11 protein-coding genes are annotated in these 14,551 nt (G+C 69.3%); all 11 read right to left on the reverse strand.

Going from position 1 to position 14,551, the window contains the following annotated elements; all coding sequences use genetic code 11:
- Window positions 1-5 precede the first annotated feature (5 nt).
- Window positions 6-683 (reverse strand): ankyrin repeat domain-containing protein, encoded by a 678-nt coding sequence (locus J5226_RS22125; protein ID WP_215837045.1) that lies wholly within the window; start codon window positions 681-683, stop codon window positions 6-8.
- Between the two features lie 495 nt (window positions 684-1,178).
- Entirely contained in the window at window positions 1,179-3,083 is a 1,905-nt protein-coding gene (locus J5226_RS22130; RefSeq protein WP_215837047.1) for a DUF11 domain-containing protein, read from the reverse strand.
- A 234-nt stretch (window positions 3,084-3,317) separates the two neighbouring features.
- The gene (locus tag J5226_RS22135; protein WP_215837049.1) at window positions 3,318-4,121 is read right to left on the reverse strand and encodes an NAD(P)H-dependent oxidoreductase; all 804 of its coding nucleotides are present in this window, start codon (window positions 4,119-4,121) and stop codon (window positions 3,318-3,320) included.
- Between the two features lie 654 nt (window positions 4,122-4,775).
- Window positions 4,776-6,068 carry an adenylosuccinate synthase gene (locus J5226_RS22140; RefSeq protein ID WP_215837051.1) on the reverse strand — a complete coding sequence of 431 codons (1,293 nt, stop codon included), beginning with the start codon at window positions 6,066-6,068 and terminating at the stop codon, window positions 4,776-4,778.
- A gap of 946 nt (window positions 6,069-7,014) precedes the next feature.
- Window positions 7,015-7,206, reverse strand: a complete 192-nt coding sequence (locus J5226_RS22145; protein WP_215837053.1) for a DUF2065 family protein — start codon at window positions 7,204-7,206, stop codon at window positions 7,015-7,017.
- A 9-nt stretch (window positions 7,207-7,215) separates the two neighbouring features.
- Window positions 7,216-8,079 carry a protease modulator HflC gene (locus tag J5226_RS22150; protein ID WP_215837055.1) on the reverse strand — a complete coding sequence of 288 codons (864 nt, stop codon included), beginning with the start codon at window positions 8,077-8,079 and terminating at the stop codon, window positions 7,216-7,218.
- The gene (hflK, locus tag J5226_RS22155; protein WP_215837062.1) at window positions 8,076-9,185 is read right to left on the reverse strand and encodes an FtsH protease activity modulator HflK; all 1,110 of its coding nucleotides are present in this window, start codon (window positions 9,183-9,185) and stop codon (window positions 8,076-8,078) included. The genes J5226_RS22150 and hflK overlap by 4 nt, the downstream gene beginning before the upstream one ends.
- A 157-nt stretch (window positions 9,186-9,342) precedes the next feature.
- Complete coding sequence (gene hflX, locus J5226_RS22160) at window positions 9,343-10,641, reverse strand: ribosome rescue GTPase HflX (protein ID WP_215837064.1); 1,299 nt, start codon at window positions 10,639-10,641, stop codon at window positions 9,343-9,345.
- A 97-nt stretch (window positions 10,642-10,738) separates the two neighbouring features.
- Entirely contained in the window at window positions 10,739-11,011 is a 273-nt protein-coding gene (gene hfq, locus J5226_RS22165) for an RNA chaperone Hfq (RefSeq protein ID WP_096379284.1), read from the reverse strand.
- Between the two features lie 203 nt (window positions 11,012-11,214).
- Window positions 11,215-12,204: a tRNA (adenosine(37)-N6)-dimethylallyltransferase MiaA gene (gene miaA, locus J5226_RS22170; protein WP_215837074.1), complete on the reverse strand. Its 990-nt coding sequence runs from the start codon at window positions 12,202-12,204 to the stop codon at window positions 11,215-11,217.
- A gap of 1,398 nt (window positions 12,205-13,602) precedes the next feature.
- Window positions 13,603-14,502: a dihydropteroate synthase gene (folP, locus tag J5226_RS22175; RefSeq protein WP_215837076.1), complete on the reverse strand. Its 900-nt coding sequence runs from the start codon at window positions 14,500-14,502 to the stop codon at window positions 13,603-13,605.
- Between the last annotated feature and the right edge of the window lie 49 nt (window positions 14,503-14,551).

A 14,551-nucleotide genomic window follows, 5' to 3' on the forward strand; every position in this document is an offset into this window, starting at 1 on the left:
GCGGATCAGCCCTGTTCCAGGGCGATGCCGTGTTCGCGCATCCACGCGGCCAGCGCGTCGCGGTCGCCGCGCGCCTTGGCGCTGAGCAGGCTCGGCGGGGTCATGAAGGCGTAGCGTTGGAAGGTCACGTTCTGCGCGTTGCGCGCCAGCGGATCGGTGCCGGCCTTGAGCAGTTCCAGCGCCAGATCGGGCTGGTTGACCTTGCCGGCGACGTGCAGCGCGGTGTTGCCGAGGCGGTCGAGGTGGCGCGGATCGGCGCCGGCGACGAGCAGGCGGCGGAACTGGATCGCGCGTTCGCCCATCAGCGCCGCGGCCAGCGGCGCGGCGCCGGTGTGCGCGTGTTCGACGTTGGGATCGGCGCCGCGCGTGAGCAGCGTTTCCAGATAGACCGGATCGCGCGCCATCGCCGCCAGATGCACGACGGTGGAACCGTCCACGCCCGGCTGCGAAGAATCGGCGCCGAGCGCCAGCAATTCGTCCAGGCCGTCGGGGCTTTGGTTGAACACCGCCCACTCCAGCAGGGTGACGTTCTTGTCGCCGCGCGCGGCCAGCGCGGCGGGCGCTTGCGCGGCCAAACGGCGGATGTGCGCGCGGTCGCCGGCGGCGACGGCGTCGGCCAGTTCGGCCACGAGCGGATCGGCGAATACTTGGGCGGCCAACGACGGCGCCTGCACTGCGGACATAGCGACTCCTCCTGAGTACCTGACGGACTTTCCCCGAGGCCCGCCGAGCGGGCGGGAGTGCTGCGGCGCGACGGTACTCCCCTACCGTTGCGCGAGACGACATACGGCCACGTACCGTGGCAGGGGGCAGCCTAACAAGAACCGGGTGGGCTTGTAGTCGGAATCAGGTCACAGTTTTGGCGTTAAAACTGAACAAAACGGCCTCCGAGGGCTGGATTCGCCGTTTTGACGGCCCGGCCCGGCCGGTGCCGGCCGGCGTGTCGGCCTGTTCGCCGGCACGCTCGTTGGCTGACCGCGGGTCCATGCGCGGGCGCTTGCATCAACACCCGCGGCGGCACCCGCAACCGCGTACGGACCAGCCCGCGCATACGAACGCGCGAGCGCCCGCACCGACACTCGCGGCAGCACCCGCAACCGCGCGCGCATACGAAAACGGCGAAGCTCGCGCTCCGCCGTTTCGCATCGAATCGCACCGCATCGCCGCGGTGCGCGGCCTCAGTAAGCGCTCGGATTGGCCGCGAAACTCACCGGCACCGTGATCTCCACGCACGCGCCGACCGGCAACTGCAACCCCGGCACCGCGACGTTGGTATCGCCCGCGGCGCCGCCGCCGGCCGGGCAGGTGCCGCCGCCGGAGATGGTGCGGCACGACCACGGCGCGCGCAGGCTCACGCCGCGCGGCAAGGCGTCGGCGACGCTGGCGCCGGCGGCCGCGTCCGGCCCGTTGGCGTTGCACGCGCGCAGCAGGTAATCGGCCGGATTGCCGGGCGTGTAGGTCGCGCTGCCGTCGCTCTTGGTCAACGACAGCGACACGCACGGCGGGTCGACCGACGCGCTGGCGCTGTTGTTGGCGCTGCCGCCCGGCGCCGGGGTGAGGAAACCCGATTGCGCCGAGGTGCCCTCGGCGACCGGCGCGTTGGCCTGGATCGTCGAGGTGTTGGCGACCGCCGAACACTGGCTCGCGCCGACCTTGGCGTCGATGAGGTAGGTCAACCCGCCGCCGGCCGCGCCGGTGCCCGCCGGCAAGGTCGTGCCGGCCGAAATCGCGCCGCTGCCGCTGGCCGCCGGACAGGTCGCGCCGCCGCTCGCCGTGCACGTCCACGAGGTGAACGTGAGCCCGGCCGGCACCGCGTCGGCGAGGCTGACCGCGGCGTCGTGCATGGTCGTATCGCCCACGGTCGGCTTGGCCGTGTTGTTGCGGAAGGTCACGGTGAACCGCACCGTGCCGCCCGGCGCGGGCGCGGCGTTGTCGACCTGCTTGGTGGTGAGCACGTCGACGTCGTTGTCGAGGATGGTCAGCGTCGCCGTGCTCTGCACCGCCGCGTTGGTCGAGCAGGTGGTGGTCGAGGTCAGCGTATAGGCGCTGCTGTTGGTCTGCGCCTGGAACGTCACGGTTTCGTTGTCTTCGATCACGGTGTCGTTGACTACCGCGATCGGCAGATCGAAGGTCGCGTTGTCGTAGGTGCCGGCCGGAATCGACACGTTGACCGTGGTGCCGCTGCCGCTGGAGACGGTGTAGTCGCTGCCTTGGGTCGCGGTGCCGCCGGTGATCGTCACCGGCACGACGATGCCGCCGCTGGGCACGGTGCCGATCACGCGCAAGCGCGGCACGCCGGCGGTCTGTCCTTCGCGCACGGTGTAGTTCGCCGCGTCGAACTCGACGTAGGGACGCAGCGTGATCTGGATTTCGTCGAGGAAATTGCCCAGCGAAATGCCGCCGCTGCTGCTGACCGCGGCGAAGCCGACCTGCTGCACGGCGGTGGTGCCGCTGTAGGTGAAGCTGCCGCTGTAATCGCGCCAGCCGTTGACCGTGCCGCCGATGGTCATCGTGCCCTGCGTCGCCGACGACGGCGTACCGTTCGGTGCGACCCGGTCGGTGCCGTCGTTGGTGGTGCCGATGCGCGCGATCTCGCTGGTCACCGCGGTGGTGGTGCTGCCGGAGGCGTTGATGCCGAAGCTCATCACATCGGGCACGTTGGACGAATTGCGGCCACGATGGCTGAGCCGCCAACCGATCACCTCGCCGTTGGTCAGGCAGATGTTCTGATAGACGCGCGAGGCTTCCGACGCGTTGAGTTCGGCGTGCTGCTTGCCGGCGCGCGCGGGCGTGGCGTTGAAGCTGTTGGCCCACAGCTCCAGGATCGGGCCGGTGAGCGGATTGGCGATGACGCCGCAACCGCCGGCGCCCTGCGACGAATGGGTGGTGTTCCACCCGGTCACCTGTTGCGGGCCGACGAAGAAGCCGACGCAGGCGTTGGTGCCCAGGTCGGGCTGCTCGAAGCCCAGATTGACGAAGGTGCGCTGGACCTGAGCGTGCGCCGGCAACGCCGCCGCCCACGCCAACGCCGCCGCTAACGCGATGCGCGACCCTCGCGGGCCGCGCTTGCAGAACTTCTTCATAGCCGTCGAACTCCCCCTGTACGCCGCGGCGCTCGACCGGAGTCCCGCTACGGCGGGAGGCACGGCGCGCCCCGGGGGCGCGGCGTCCGGCTGCGAGCGGCGAGTTACCGCCTGAACGAACTGAACAGAAATGTGACGAACAGCACAATTATTTTGTGCCAGTAAGCACGCTTCCGCCATACGTTCAGACGGCTTCGACGTTCAGGTACCTGTCCTTTGCGGCTCGGAGCGGGTTCAGGCGGCCGCGACGGCCGGCGCCAGATGCAAGGCGAAACCGCGCTCGCCGCCCGCCTCGCGGCCGGGCTTGAGCTCCAGCGACGGCAGCTCGTAATCGCCGCCGTTCTGGCGGCGGAAAGGAATCGGCGCGTCGGTCCACAGCCCGTCCAGACGCCGCAGCAAGGCCGCGCGGGTCTCCTCGAACTGCTCCGGGGCGACCCGGTCGCTGCGGTAGGCGACGAACGACGGCAGCACCTCGAAGCCCGGGTAATGCAGCACGCCGTGATTGATCGGGAACAGCAGATCGTCCATCGGCCCGTTGATCCCGCGCGGCGAGTAATGCGGCTGCCAGCCGCCGACGGTGACCGAGACCAGCGCGCGCTTGCCGGCCAGGGTGCCCTCGCCGTAGCGATCGCCCCAATGGGTGTCGGAATGCTCGCCCACGCCGTAACCGAAACCGTAGGAATAGACCCGGTCGAACCAGCCCTTGAGGATCGCCGGCATCGAATACCACCACAGCGGGAATTGCAGGATCAGCGCGTCGGCGCGGCGCAGTTTCTCCTGCTCGGCGCGCACGTCGTCGGTGAGCGCGTCGCCGGCGAACGCGGTGTGCGAATCCTTCGGCACCCGCAACCGCGCCGACGCGTCGCGCTGCGGAAAATCGGCCGCGTCCACCGCAGCTTTCCAACCCATCGCATACAGATCGCTGACTTCGACCGCGTGCCCTTGCGCGAGCAGATGCTCGCGCATCGCGTCCTTGAGCGCGCCGTTGAGCGAGGCCGGTTCGGGGTGGGCGTAGACGATGAGGATGTTCTTTTTCATGGCGGGGAATCGGCTGATCGGGGGAGCTCAGGATAGGCAGTCGCCCACGCCCGCTGGGCGCGGGGTGGCGGTTTCAATGTGGACGGGTTGGAACCAATCCGCGGCGGCATGGCGCCGTAATGGCGGGCGGTGGGGAACGGCGGTTGACAGTGCGCGGCGTGGGGGGATTCACAGCGGTCAACCGCGCTACGCCCGATGCGAAAGGACGCCCGACCGATGCCTGGAACGCTTCGACGGGATCGGATTCCGCTCGCGCATCCTGCGGCTGTCCAAGGGCCGCAAAGCGGTCGCGCAGCGTTGGATCCAACAGATCGACCAACGCATACCCGACGGCGCCTATCAAGAACGCCCGTGGGTGACCTGCTCGGGCGGCGCCGCCGAGATCGAACTTCGTTTCATAGACCGCAACAACGGCACCGTGGCGGGCTCGCTGAGAGTGATGTTCACCCTTCACTCCGACGGAACGCTGGATTTCCGCGACTGGCGATCCATTTCCACGGCGTGGACGGCTCGAACATCGCCAACCCGCGAACGTCGCGAATGGTCGCGAATCGTCGCGCCGCGCGAATCGCCGAACGCCGCGGCCGTTCGCACGCCGCGCAAAAGAAAAGCCCCGCTTTCGCGGGGCTTTTCTCATCGCTTACCGATTAGCGCTCACGACCACAGATCGTGCAGCACCATCGTGTGGTCGCGGTCCGGACCGGTCGACACGATCGCCAGCGGGCAGCCGGCCAGTTCTTCCAGCGCGCGCAGGTAGGCGCGGGCAGCCGGCGGCAGCTTGTCCCACTCGGTGATGCCGTGGGTGTTCTCGTCCCAGCCCGGGAATTCCAAGTACACCGGCGTGCACTCGTCCCAGCCGGCCGCGTCCAGCGGCGCGTATTCGGTGCGCTTGCCGCGGTATTCGTAGGCGATGCAGATCTTCAAGGTCTTCATGCCGTCGAGCACGTCGAGCTTGGTGATGCACAGGCCGGTGATGCCGTTGATCGCCACCGCGCGCTTGAGCGCGACGATGTCGATCCAGCCGCAGCGGCGCGGACGGCCGGTGGTGGCGCCGTATTCCTGGCCGCGGTCGCGGATGCCCTGGCCGACTTCGTCGTCCAGTTCGGTCGGGAACGGGCCGCCGCCGACGCGGGTGGCGTAGGCCTTGGCGATGCCGAGCACGTAGTCGATCGAATCCGCGCCCACGCCGGTGCCGGCGAGCGCGCCGCCGACCGTGGTGTTGCTTGATGTCACGTACGGATAGGTGCCGTGGTCGATGTCGAGCAGCGAACCCTGCGCGCCTTCGAACAGCACGCGCTTGCCCTGCTTGCGCAGGTCGTGAAGGATGCCGGCGACGTCGGACTTCATCGGCTGCACGTATTCACCGAATTCCAGCGCTTCGTCCAAGGTCTTCTGGTAGTCGACCGCGTCCACGCCCAGGTACTTGGTCAGCACGAAGTTGTGGTAGTCCAGCGCGCTGCGCAGCAGTTCGGCGAGCTGCTGCGGGTAATGCAGGTCGGCGACGCGGATGCCGCGGCGCGCGACCTTGTCTTCGTACGCCGGACCGATGCCGCGGCCGGTGGTGCCGATGGCCTTGCCGCCGGCGGCCTTTTCGCGGGCCTGATCCAGGGCGATGTGGTACGGCATGATCAGCGGGGTGGCCGGGCTGATCTTCAGGCGCGAACGCACTTCCACGCCGGTGGCTTCCAGCTCCTCGATCTCCTTGCGCAGCGCCGCCGGGCTGAGCACCACGCCGTTGCCGATCAGGCACAGCGCGCCTTCGCGCAGGATGCCGGACGGGATCAGGTGCAGCACCGTCTTCTTGCCGCCGATGACCAAGGTGTGGCCGGCGTTGTGGCCGCCCTGGAAGCGCACGACGGCGCCGATCTGCTCGGTCAGCAGGTCGACGATCTTGCCCTTGCCTTCATCGCCCCACTGGGCACCGAGAACGACGACTGACTGACCCATGAGTCCAAACTCCTGCGCTTTTTAGCTGTGAAGGCGGCTTTCGCCGCAAGGTCCGCCCGCGCCCAGTCGCAGCCGATGCCGCGCCACAGGGCCATGAACGGAAAAAAGCCGGCGGGGATGGCCCCGGCCGGCTTTTGTGCATTATCCGGGTTTCGGGGGGCCAAGGCCACCCCAAAACGGTCCGATTCTGGCGGAATCCTGGGACGGGGCGGCGGCGTTCATCTGCCAGCCCGGCCGGGAGGCCGCGCTACGGGGTTCAAAGCGGCCGTCGTGGCCGCTCTGGGTGCTTGGCGCCGCCCGACTCGACCCGACTCTCGACCCGACCCGACTCGATCCAATCCAGGCCGCTCGCCCCACCCTCCCCGGCCGCGCTCCGCGCCGGGACATCCCACCCATCGATAAAAACGCGGGCCCGGCCTTGCGCCGGGCCCGCAGCGGCGCCGCGGTCCGACGCGCGGCGCGCCCTTGAAGCGATGCGATTCTCACTGCGGCAGCGACACCGCGGCGGCCCCGACGAACGACGCACGGCACGGGGCTCTGCGCCGCGCGACCGCGCAGACGCCGGCGCTTCGAGATTTCTAGACGGTATGCGGCGCGCGGAACAGCGCGAAGGCGGGAACGAATTGGGACGCCGCGGGAAGGATTCGCGGCGCGCGCGGACATATCCGCATTCGGGTGATCGGCATCGCGGCGCGCGCTTGAAGACGGTCAAGCGGCGGGAGATTGGGTGAGCGAGGCGCTGGGCGGTTTGGGCGATGGACGCCACACCGTTTAGCGCTCACTTCACCGTCATTCCAGCGAAAGCCGGAATCCATTTTGCTTTCGCCTGCGTCGAGTGGCTGCGCAAGGTCGGAGCAAGATCAAAATGGATTCCGGCTTTCGCCGGAATGACGGTATCGAGGTATCGAGGTACCGGAGGCGAGCGGGCATCGCGCCCGCCCCTCGCTCACCCGCTGCGCAAACACCACAGCGCGGTCACCGCCATCGCCACCACGATCCCCCCGACCGCGCGCAGATGCGGGTCGGGCAAAGAACGCAGTTGCTCGGCGGCGCGTTTCCAACCGCCGGGGGACACGAACAGCACCAGTCCCTCGAACACCGCCACCAGGCACAAGGCCCGCCACACCTCGCCGGCCATCGGCCGGCCTCAGCGATCGGACTTGAGGTACTGCAGGTACGGATCGTCGCGGTCGAGCACGATCACGCTCTGGCCGTCGGCGAACGCCTTGCGGTAGGAATCCAGGCTGCGCTGGAAGGCGAAGAACGAGGGGTCCTTCGACGCCGCCTCGCCGTACAGACGCGCGGCCTCGGCGTCGCCCTCGCCGCGCAGGCGCTGCGCGTCGCGCTCGGCCTCGGCCAGGATCACGGTCTTGTCGCGGTCGGCCGCGGCGCGGATCGCCTGCGACTGCTCGAAACCTTCCGCGCGCAACTGGCTCGCCACCTGCAGGCGCTGCGAACGCATCTGGTTGTAGACCGACTGCAGCACGTTGCTGTCCTGCGGCAGGTCGATGCGCTTGATCCGGATGTCGAGGATCTTCACGCCCAAGGTCGAGGCGCCGCGGTTGATCGCTTCCAACTGCTTGCCGACCACGGCCTCGCGATCGCCCTTGACCACGTCGAGCAGCTTGAGCGAGTTGATCTCGTTGCGCAGCGAATCGCGGATGATCGGCGCCAGCCGCTCGGCCGCGACGTCTTCGTTGCCGCCGGTGGCCTGGAAGAAGCGGCGCATGTCCTCGATCCGGCCGAGCGCGAAGAAGTCGACGCTGACGTCGAGCTTGTCGGCGGTGAGGTAACGCTCGGGTTCGGCCGGCAGCACCTTGAGGCGGCGGTCGAAGGTGCGCGCGGTTTCGATCAGCGGCCACTTGAAGCGCAGGCCCGGGCCGACGTCCTCGCGCACCACGGTGCCGAGGCGGAACACGATCGCGCTGTGGCCTTCGTTGACCACGAACACCGAACCCAGCAGGGCCAGCAGCAGGGCCACGCCCGCTGCGATCAGGGCAGGAACTCTCATCGCATCACCTCATCGCGGGTCTTCGGGCGCGTGGGGCGGCCGATGTTGGGCACGGTCGAATCGGTCGCGGTCACCGACGGCAGCAGCTCGGGCTGGTTCAGCGGCACGCTGACCGGGCCCGGGGTCACCGGCACGCCGTTGCGGTCGCTCATCGGCACGTACAGGATCTGCTTGGAATCGCCGCCGACGATCTTGCGGTTCTGGCTCAGCACGTCCTGCACGGCGTCCAGCCACAGGCGCTTGCGGGTGACGTCCGGCGCGCCCTTGTACTGCTCGACCAAGAGGCTGAAGCGCGCCGCGTCGCCTTGCGCGCGGGCCACGTTCGAGGTCTTGTAGCCCTCGGCGGTGGTGCGGATGCGCTGCGCGTCGCCGCGCGCTTCCGGCACGATCTTCTTGGCGTAGGCCTGGGCCTCGTTGATCGCGGTGGATTTGTCGGCGTTGGCGCGCTGGGCTTCGTCGAAGGCGTCCTTGACGTCGTCCGGCGGGCGCGCGTTGGGCAGATTGAGCTCGGTGACGGTCAGGCCGGTCTCGTAGTCCTTCAGCGAGGCCTGCAGGCGCTGGCGCACCTGGGTGGTCAGCACGCTGCGCGAGCCGAGCACGGTGTCCAGGTCGGAGCGTCCGATCTGCTCGCGCACCGCGCTCTGCGCGGCCTGCTTGAGCACTTCCTCGGGTTCGCGCGAACCGAACAGGAACTGGCGCGGCGACTCGATCCGGTACTGCACGTTGATCTCGACGTTGACCATGTTGCCGTCGCGGGTCAGGACCGGAACGTTTTCGCTGTAGGCCTTGCTCTGGGTCGCGTTGACCTTCTTCACGCTCTCCACCGGCCACGGCAGCTTGAAGTGCGGGCCGGGCTGGAGCACGCGCGAGAACGTGCCGAAGCGCAGGACCACGCCGCGCTCCTGCTCGGTCACCAGCACGAAGCAGTTGAACACCAGCCACAGGGCCACCAGCAGGCCGACCCAGCGCAGGATCCCGCCGCCGCCGTTGCCGAACAGGCCGCGCGCGGAATCGATCAGGGAGTCCAGGCCGCGGCCTTGGGGTTTGCGTTGCCGCGACGGTCGGTTGTCGCCGGAATTGTCACTGCCGGGGGTGTTCCAGGCCATGCCTGCTCCTAAGAAAGTGGACGCCGGACGAAGCGCGCGCCCAAGGCGGCGGTTCCGTCCGAGCACCGGCCCGCGGCAGGGCCGGCGCCGGTCCGCGGACGCTGGGACGTCCGCGGCGGCTCGCGCGCGCATTCAGGCGCGCGCGAACCTGTCGATTCTAGGTGGGGGTCTCCACCGTCTCAAGCAAGGGCCGCAACGGCTCGCCATGGGCCTGGGCGAACAGGCGCTGGGCGTCGGCCACGGCCATGTCGACTTCGACCAGCCAACCGTGCTCGTCGGCCTGCTCGGAACGCACCGCGCCGAGCTCGTGCAAGCGCGCGCGCAGGCGCGCGTCGCGCGGCGCGATCCGCACGCCGCCCTGAACGCGGCGCAACTGCAGCGCTTGCGCGAGCGACTCGCGCAGCAGGTCCAGGCCCTCGCCGGCGCGCGCCGACAGCCACACCCGGTGGCGCTCCTCGCCCGGCCGGTCCACGCGCGGGGCGACGCCGTCGAGCCGGTCGATCTTGTTGAACACCAGCAGCTGCGGCAGATCGCCGGCGCCGACTTCGGCCAGCACCGCGTCGACCTGGGCGATGCGCTCGTCGCGGTGCGGGTCGGCGGCGTCGATGACGTGCAGCAGCAGGTCGGCTTCGCGCGCTTCCGACAAGGTCGAACGGAACGCGGCGACCAGCTCGTGCGGCAGATCGCGGACGAAGCCGACGGTGTCGGCCAGGACCACGCCGCCGCCCGGCAGCTCGATCCGGCGCACGGTCGGGTCGAGGGTGGCGAACAGTTGGTCGGCGGCGTAGGCGTCGGCGCCGGTCAGCGCGTTGAACAGCGTGGATTTGCCGGCGTTGGTGTAGCCCACCAGCGCCACCCGCGGCAGTTCGCTGCGCAGGCGCGCGCGGCGCATCTGGGTGCGCTGCACTTCGACCTTGTCCAGGCGCTTCTGCAATTGCTCCAGGCGCTTCTGCAACAGGCGGCGGTCGGTTTCCAGCTGGGTTTCGCCGGGGCCGCGCAGGCCGATGGAGCCGCCGCGCTGGCGCTCCAAGTGGGTCCAGCCGCGCACCAGCCGCGTGGCCATGTGCTTGAGCTGGGCCAGTTCGACCTGCAGCTTGCCCTCGGCGCTGCGCGCGCGCTGGGAAAAGATGTCCAGGATCAGGCCGGTGCGGTCGACCACGCGGCGTTCGAGGAAGCGCTCGAGGTTGCGCTCCTGGCCCGGGCTGAGCGGATGGTTGACCAGGATCAGGTCGGCGCCGGTGGCCTCGGCCGCGGCCTTGACCTCGTCGAGCTTGCCGCTGCCGATCAACGTGGCCGCATTGGGACGGTCGATCCGCGCGGTCAGCACCGCGGCCACGGACGCGCCGGCCGAGCGCGCCAGATCGGCGAACTCTTCCAGCAGGTCCTCCTCCGGCGCGCCGCCGGAGTGAGGCTGGATCAGCAGGGCGTGCTCGCCCTTCTTGGAACGTTCGAACATCGATTAGGAAGAAAGCTGGCGGGCCGGACCCGGGGACGAACCCTGGCAGATGGAGGCGCCGCGCCGGTTTCTCAATTCTCCCGACCGAGTCCGGCGCTTATTCGTTCTCGTCGCCGCCGTCGCTGCCGTCCGCGGACTGCACGTAGCCGCCGCCCGGGCCGACGCGGACGTTGCGCGCGGGGACCACGGTGGAAATGGCGTGCTTGTAAACCATCTGGCTGACGGTGTTGCGCAACAGCACCACGAATTGGTCGAAAGATTCGATCGTGCCCTGCAGCTTGATGCCGTTGACCAGGTAGACCGAAACCGGCACACGTTCGCGACGCAGCGCATTCAGGAAAGGATCCTGCAGGGATTGCCCCTTAGACATCTTCTAATTCCCCAGCATGTTCTAGTTATTAGGACGGCGCGCCCCATCGCGGGAGCCCGGGCGGCTTGGCCCGGAGCCCGGGTCACGAGCGCTTCCGTATCGCCGGCTGTTGTCCCCACAGGGGCGACCCGCCCGATGTTAACGCAAGTGCGAGCAAACATTGCGACCCGGGTCCGGGTTTGCGCGCCCCACTCCGGGCGGCGCTAAGCGCTCTGGACCGGCGCGCGCGCGGGGGCATCGGCGAACAGCCTCAAGGCATGCTCGAGTTCGGCCGCGTCGCGCAAAGGATCGAACCAGCGCGCGTCAAGTTCGCCGCGCAGCCAGGTCAACTGGCGCTTGGCCAGTTGCCGGGTGGCGTAGATGCCGCGGTCGCGCAGCTCGGCCGCGTCGAACGCGCCGTCGAGGTGTTCCCAGGCCTGGCGGTAGCCGACCGCGCGGATCGCCGGCAGCTCCAGCGGGCTCGGATGCCCGGCCAGACCCGGCCAGGCGCGCAGCGCGCGGACTTCGTCGAGGAAGCCGGCGGCCAGCATCGCGTCGAAGCGCCGCTCGATCCGCGCGTGCAGCACCGCGCGGTCGGCCGGCGCCAGCACCAGCTTGAGCACCCGGAACGGCAGCCGCGGCCGCCCGGCCGAGGCGCGGCGCCACTCGCTGATGGTGCGTCCCGACAGACGCCAAACTTCGAGCGCGCGCTGGATGCGCTGAGCGTCGGTGGCGTGGATGCGCGCGGCGGCCTCCGGGTCGAGCGCGGCCAGTTCGGCGTGCAGCGCGGCCCAGCCGCGTTCGGCCGCCTCCGCGGTCAGCGCGGCGCGGGTGGCCGGATCGGCCTCGGGCATGTCCGACAGGCCGCGCAGCAAGGCGTGGAAGTACAGCCCGGTGCCGCCAGCGAGGATCGGGACGCGGCCGCGCGCGGCGATCTGCTCCATCGCCCGGCGCGCGTCGGCGGCGAACTCGGCCGCCGAATACGCCTGCCACGGCTCGCGCACGTCGATCAGATGGTGCGGCACCGCCGCCTGCTCGGCCGCGCTGGGCTTGGCCGCGCCGATGTCCAGGCCGCGGTAGACCAGGGCCGAATCGACGCTGACGATCTCCGCGTCCAGGCGCTGGGCCCACTCCAGGGCGAGCGCGGTCTTGCCCGAAGCGGTCGGGCCCATCAGGGCGATGGCGAGCGGGCGCGGGTCGTGGGAAGCGCTCATGCGGATGCGGCGGGGCGAAGCGGACGCGACGCGCAGCCTCGCACAGGCGCGCGGCCCGCGAAAGCCGGCCCGCCGTCGCCGCGGCGCCGCCCCGACCGGTGCGCAAGCGCGCTGCGGCAAGCCTTTGCGCCGGCCGCCCCCGCTCTCATCGGACCCGACTTAAGCAGAATTTGCACATTTCTTGACCAGTCCGTTGCAGTTGTCCACATCCCCTGTGGACAAGCCTGCGGACAGTTTTTCGATTGCACGCGCGAAGCCTTGCGGCATAAGCATTGCAAGAGAGTTGGCGAGAAATTGACCAGTGAATTTCCTTGACATTGCCGCGGGCATCGGCATCCCGGCCCGGCGCACGCGACGCTGTCCGCAGCGCCCGTGGACAAGCGTGCGGACACGCGGGCGCGAATCGGGTTTCACGCCTTATGCGGCGGGGCTTTGGGGAGATTGGCGATTTTTTGTCCGCGCGCCGCGGCGCTTGCCGTGGGCGGTGCGCGATGCGCGCCTTCAGCGCCGCCGGCGTGTTGCGGCGCACCAGGGCACGCTGGAAATTTTCGCCGCCCTGCCCCGTCCGCAGGCACGCGAGGCGCCGCGGGCGCTCGCTTCTGCGGGAACGCCCGCTGTTCGGCGCTGACGCTATCCACACAGCCTGTGGACAAGCATTGGGACACACGCGTTGGAATCGGGTTTCACGCCTTGCGCCGCAAGGCCTCGGCGAGATTGGCTATTTTTTGTCCAGATCGGATTTTCGCCGCGACGACGCTCGGCGACGACGCGCCGCGACGCCGCGGCCTTGCGTTTTCCCATGTTTTTCCCTAGACGCCTCTCCTCGATGCGGCGTCGCTATCCACACAGCCTGTGGACAAGCACTGGGATACACGCAGTGGAATCGGGTTTCACGCCTTACGCCGCAAGGCTTCGGCAAGATTGGCTGTTTTTTGTCCACTGTGGATTTCCGCGCCGTCCATGCTCGACGACGAGGCGTCGCGAGGCCGAAGCCTTGCGTTTTTCGGCATGTCCTCTTAGCCGCCCCGCATCGAAAGCGCGTCGCTATCCACACAGCCTGTGGACAAGCACTGGGATACACGCGTTGGAATCGGGTTTCACGCCTTACGCCGCAAGGGTTCGGCGAGATTGGCTATATTTTGTCCATCGCGGATTTTCGCGTCGGCCATGCTCGGCGACGAAGCGCCGCAACGTCGTGGCCTTGCGTTTTTTGGCATTTCCTCTTAGCCGCCCCGCATCGAAAGCGCGTCGCTATCCACACAGCCTGTGGACAAGCACTGGGATACACGCAGTGGAATCGGGTTTCACGCCTGCAACGCCAAGGCTTTCGGGAAACTGGCGAAAATTTCGCCAGTGCGTGCGTAGCGATGCATGCCGGCGACGAAGCGCCGCGTCGCTTCAATCCTCGTCGGGCCACTTGGGCATCGCCGGCGCCGCCGCGCGGCGCGGCTGGGCCTGCGCGGCCACCGCATCCCACACCTTCAAGGCGTCGACCGTGGCGGCGACGTCGTGCGCGCGCAGCAGGCGCGCGCCGCGCTGGGCCGCGATCAGATGCGCGGCGACCGAGCCGTACACGCGCTCGGCGGGCGCGTCGCGGCCGGTCAGCTCGCCGATGCTGCGCTTGCGCGACAGCCCGGCCAGCACCGGCACGCCGAGTTCGGCGAAGCGCTCCAATTGCGCGAGCAGCGTGAGGTTGTGCGCCAGGGTCTTGCCGAAGCCGAAGCCCGGATCGACCAGGATGCGCTTCTTGGCGATGCCGGCCATCTCGGCGGCGAAGATGCGCTCGGCCAGGAAGCGGTGCACCTCGGCGACGACATCGTCGTAGCGCGGCTCGTGCTGCATCGAGCGCGGCTCGCCCTGCATGTGCATCAGCACGACCGGCACGCCGAGCTCGGCGGCGGCGTCGAGCGCGCCCTCGCGGCGCAGGCCGTAGACGTCGTTGATCAGCCCGGCGCCGGCGGCGACCGCGGCGCGCATGACCTCGGGCTTGGACGTGTCGATACTCAGCGGCAGCGCGGTCTCGCGCGCGAGGCGTTCGATCACCGGAATCGTGCGGCGCAGTTCTTCCTCGACGGACACCTCGGCGGCGCCGGGACGGGTCGATTCGCCGCCGATGTCGAGGATGTCCGCACCCTCCGCCGCGAGCCGCAAGCCGTGCGCGACCGCGGCCTCGAGCGTGTCGTGGGCGCCGCCGTCGGAGAACGAATCGGGGGTGACGTTGACGATGCCCATCACCCGCGGGCGGTCGAGCTTGAGGACGCGGCCGTTGCAGTCCAGGACGGGGCTCAGATCGAACATGGCGGGCCTGCGGCGAAAAGAGACCGGTAGGCTAGCGCACTCTCCGCGC

Origin of the sequence: Lysobacter sp. K5869 (assembly GCF_018847975.1) — a bacterium.
In the GTDB taxonomy this organism is placed as follows: domain Bacteria; phylum Pseudomonadota; class Gammaproteobacteria; order Xanthomonadales; family Xanthomonadaceae; genus Lysobacter.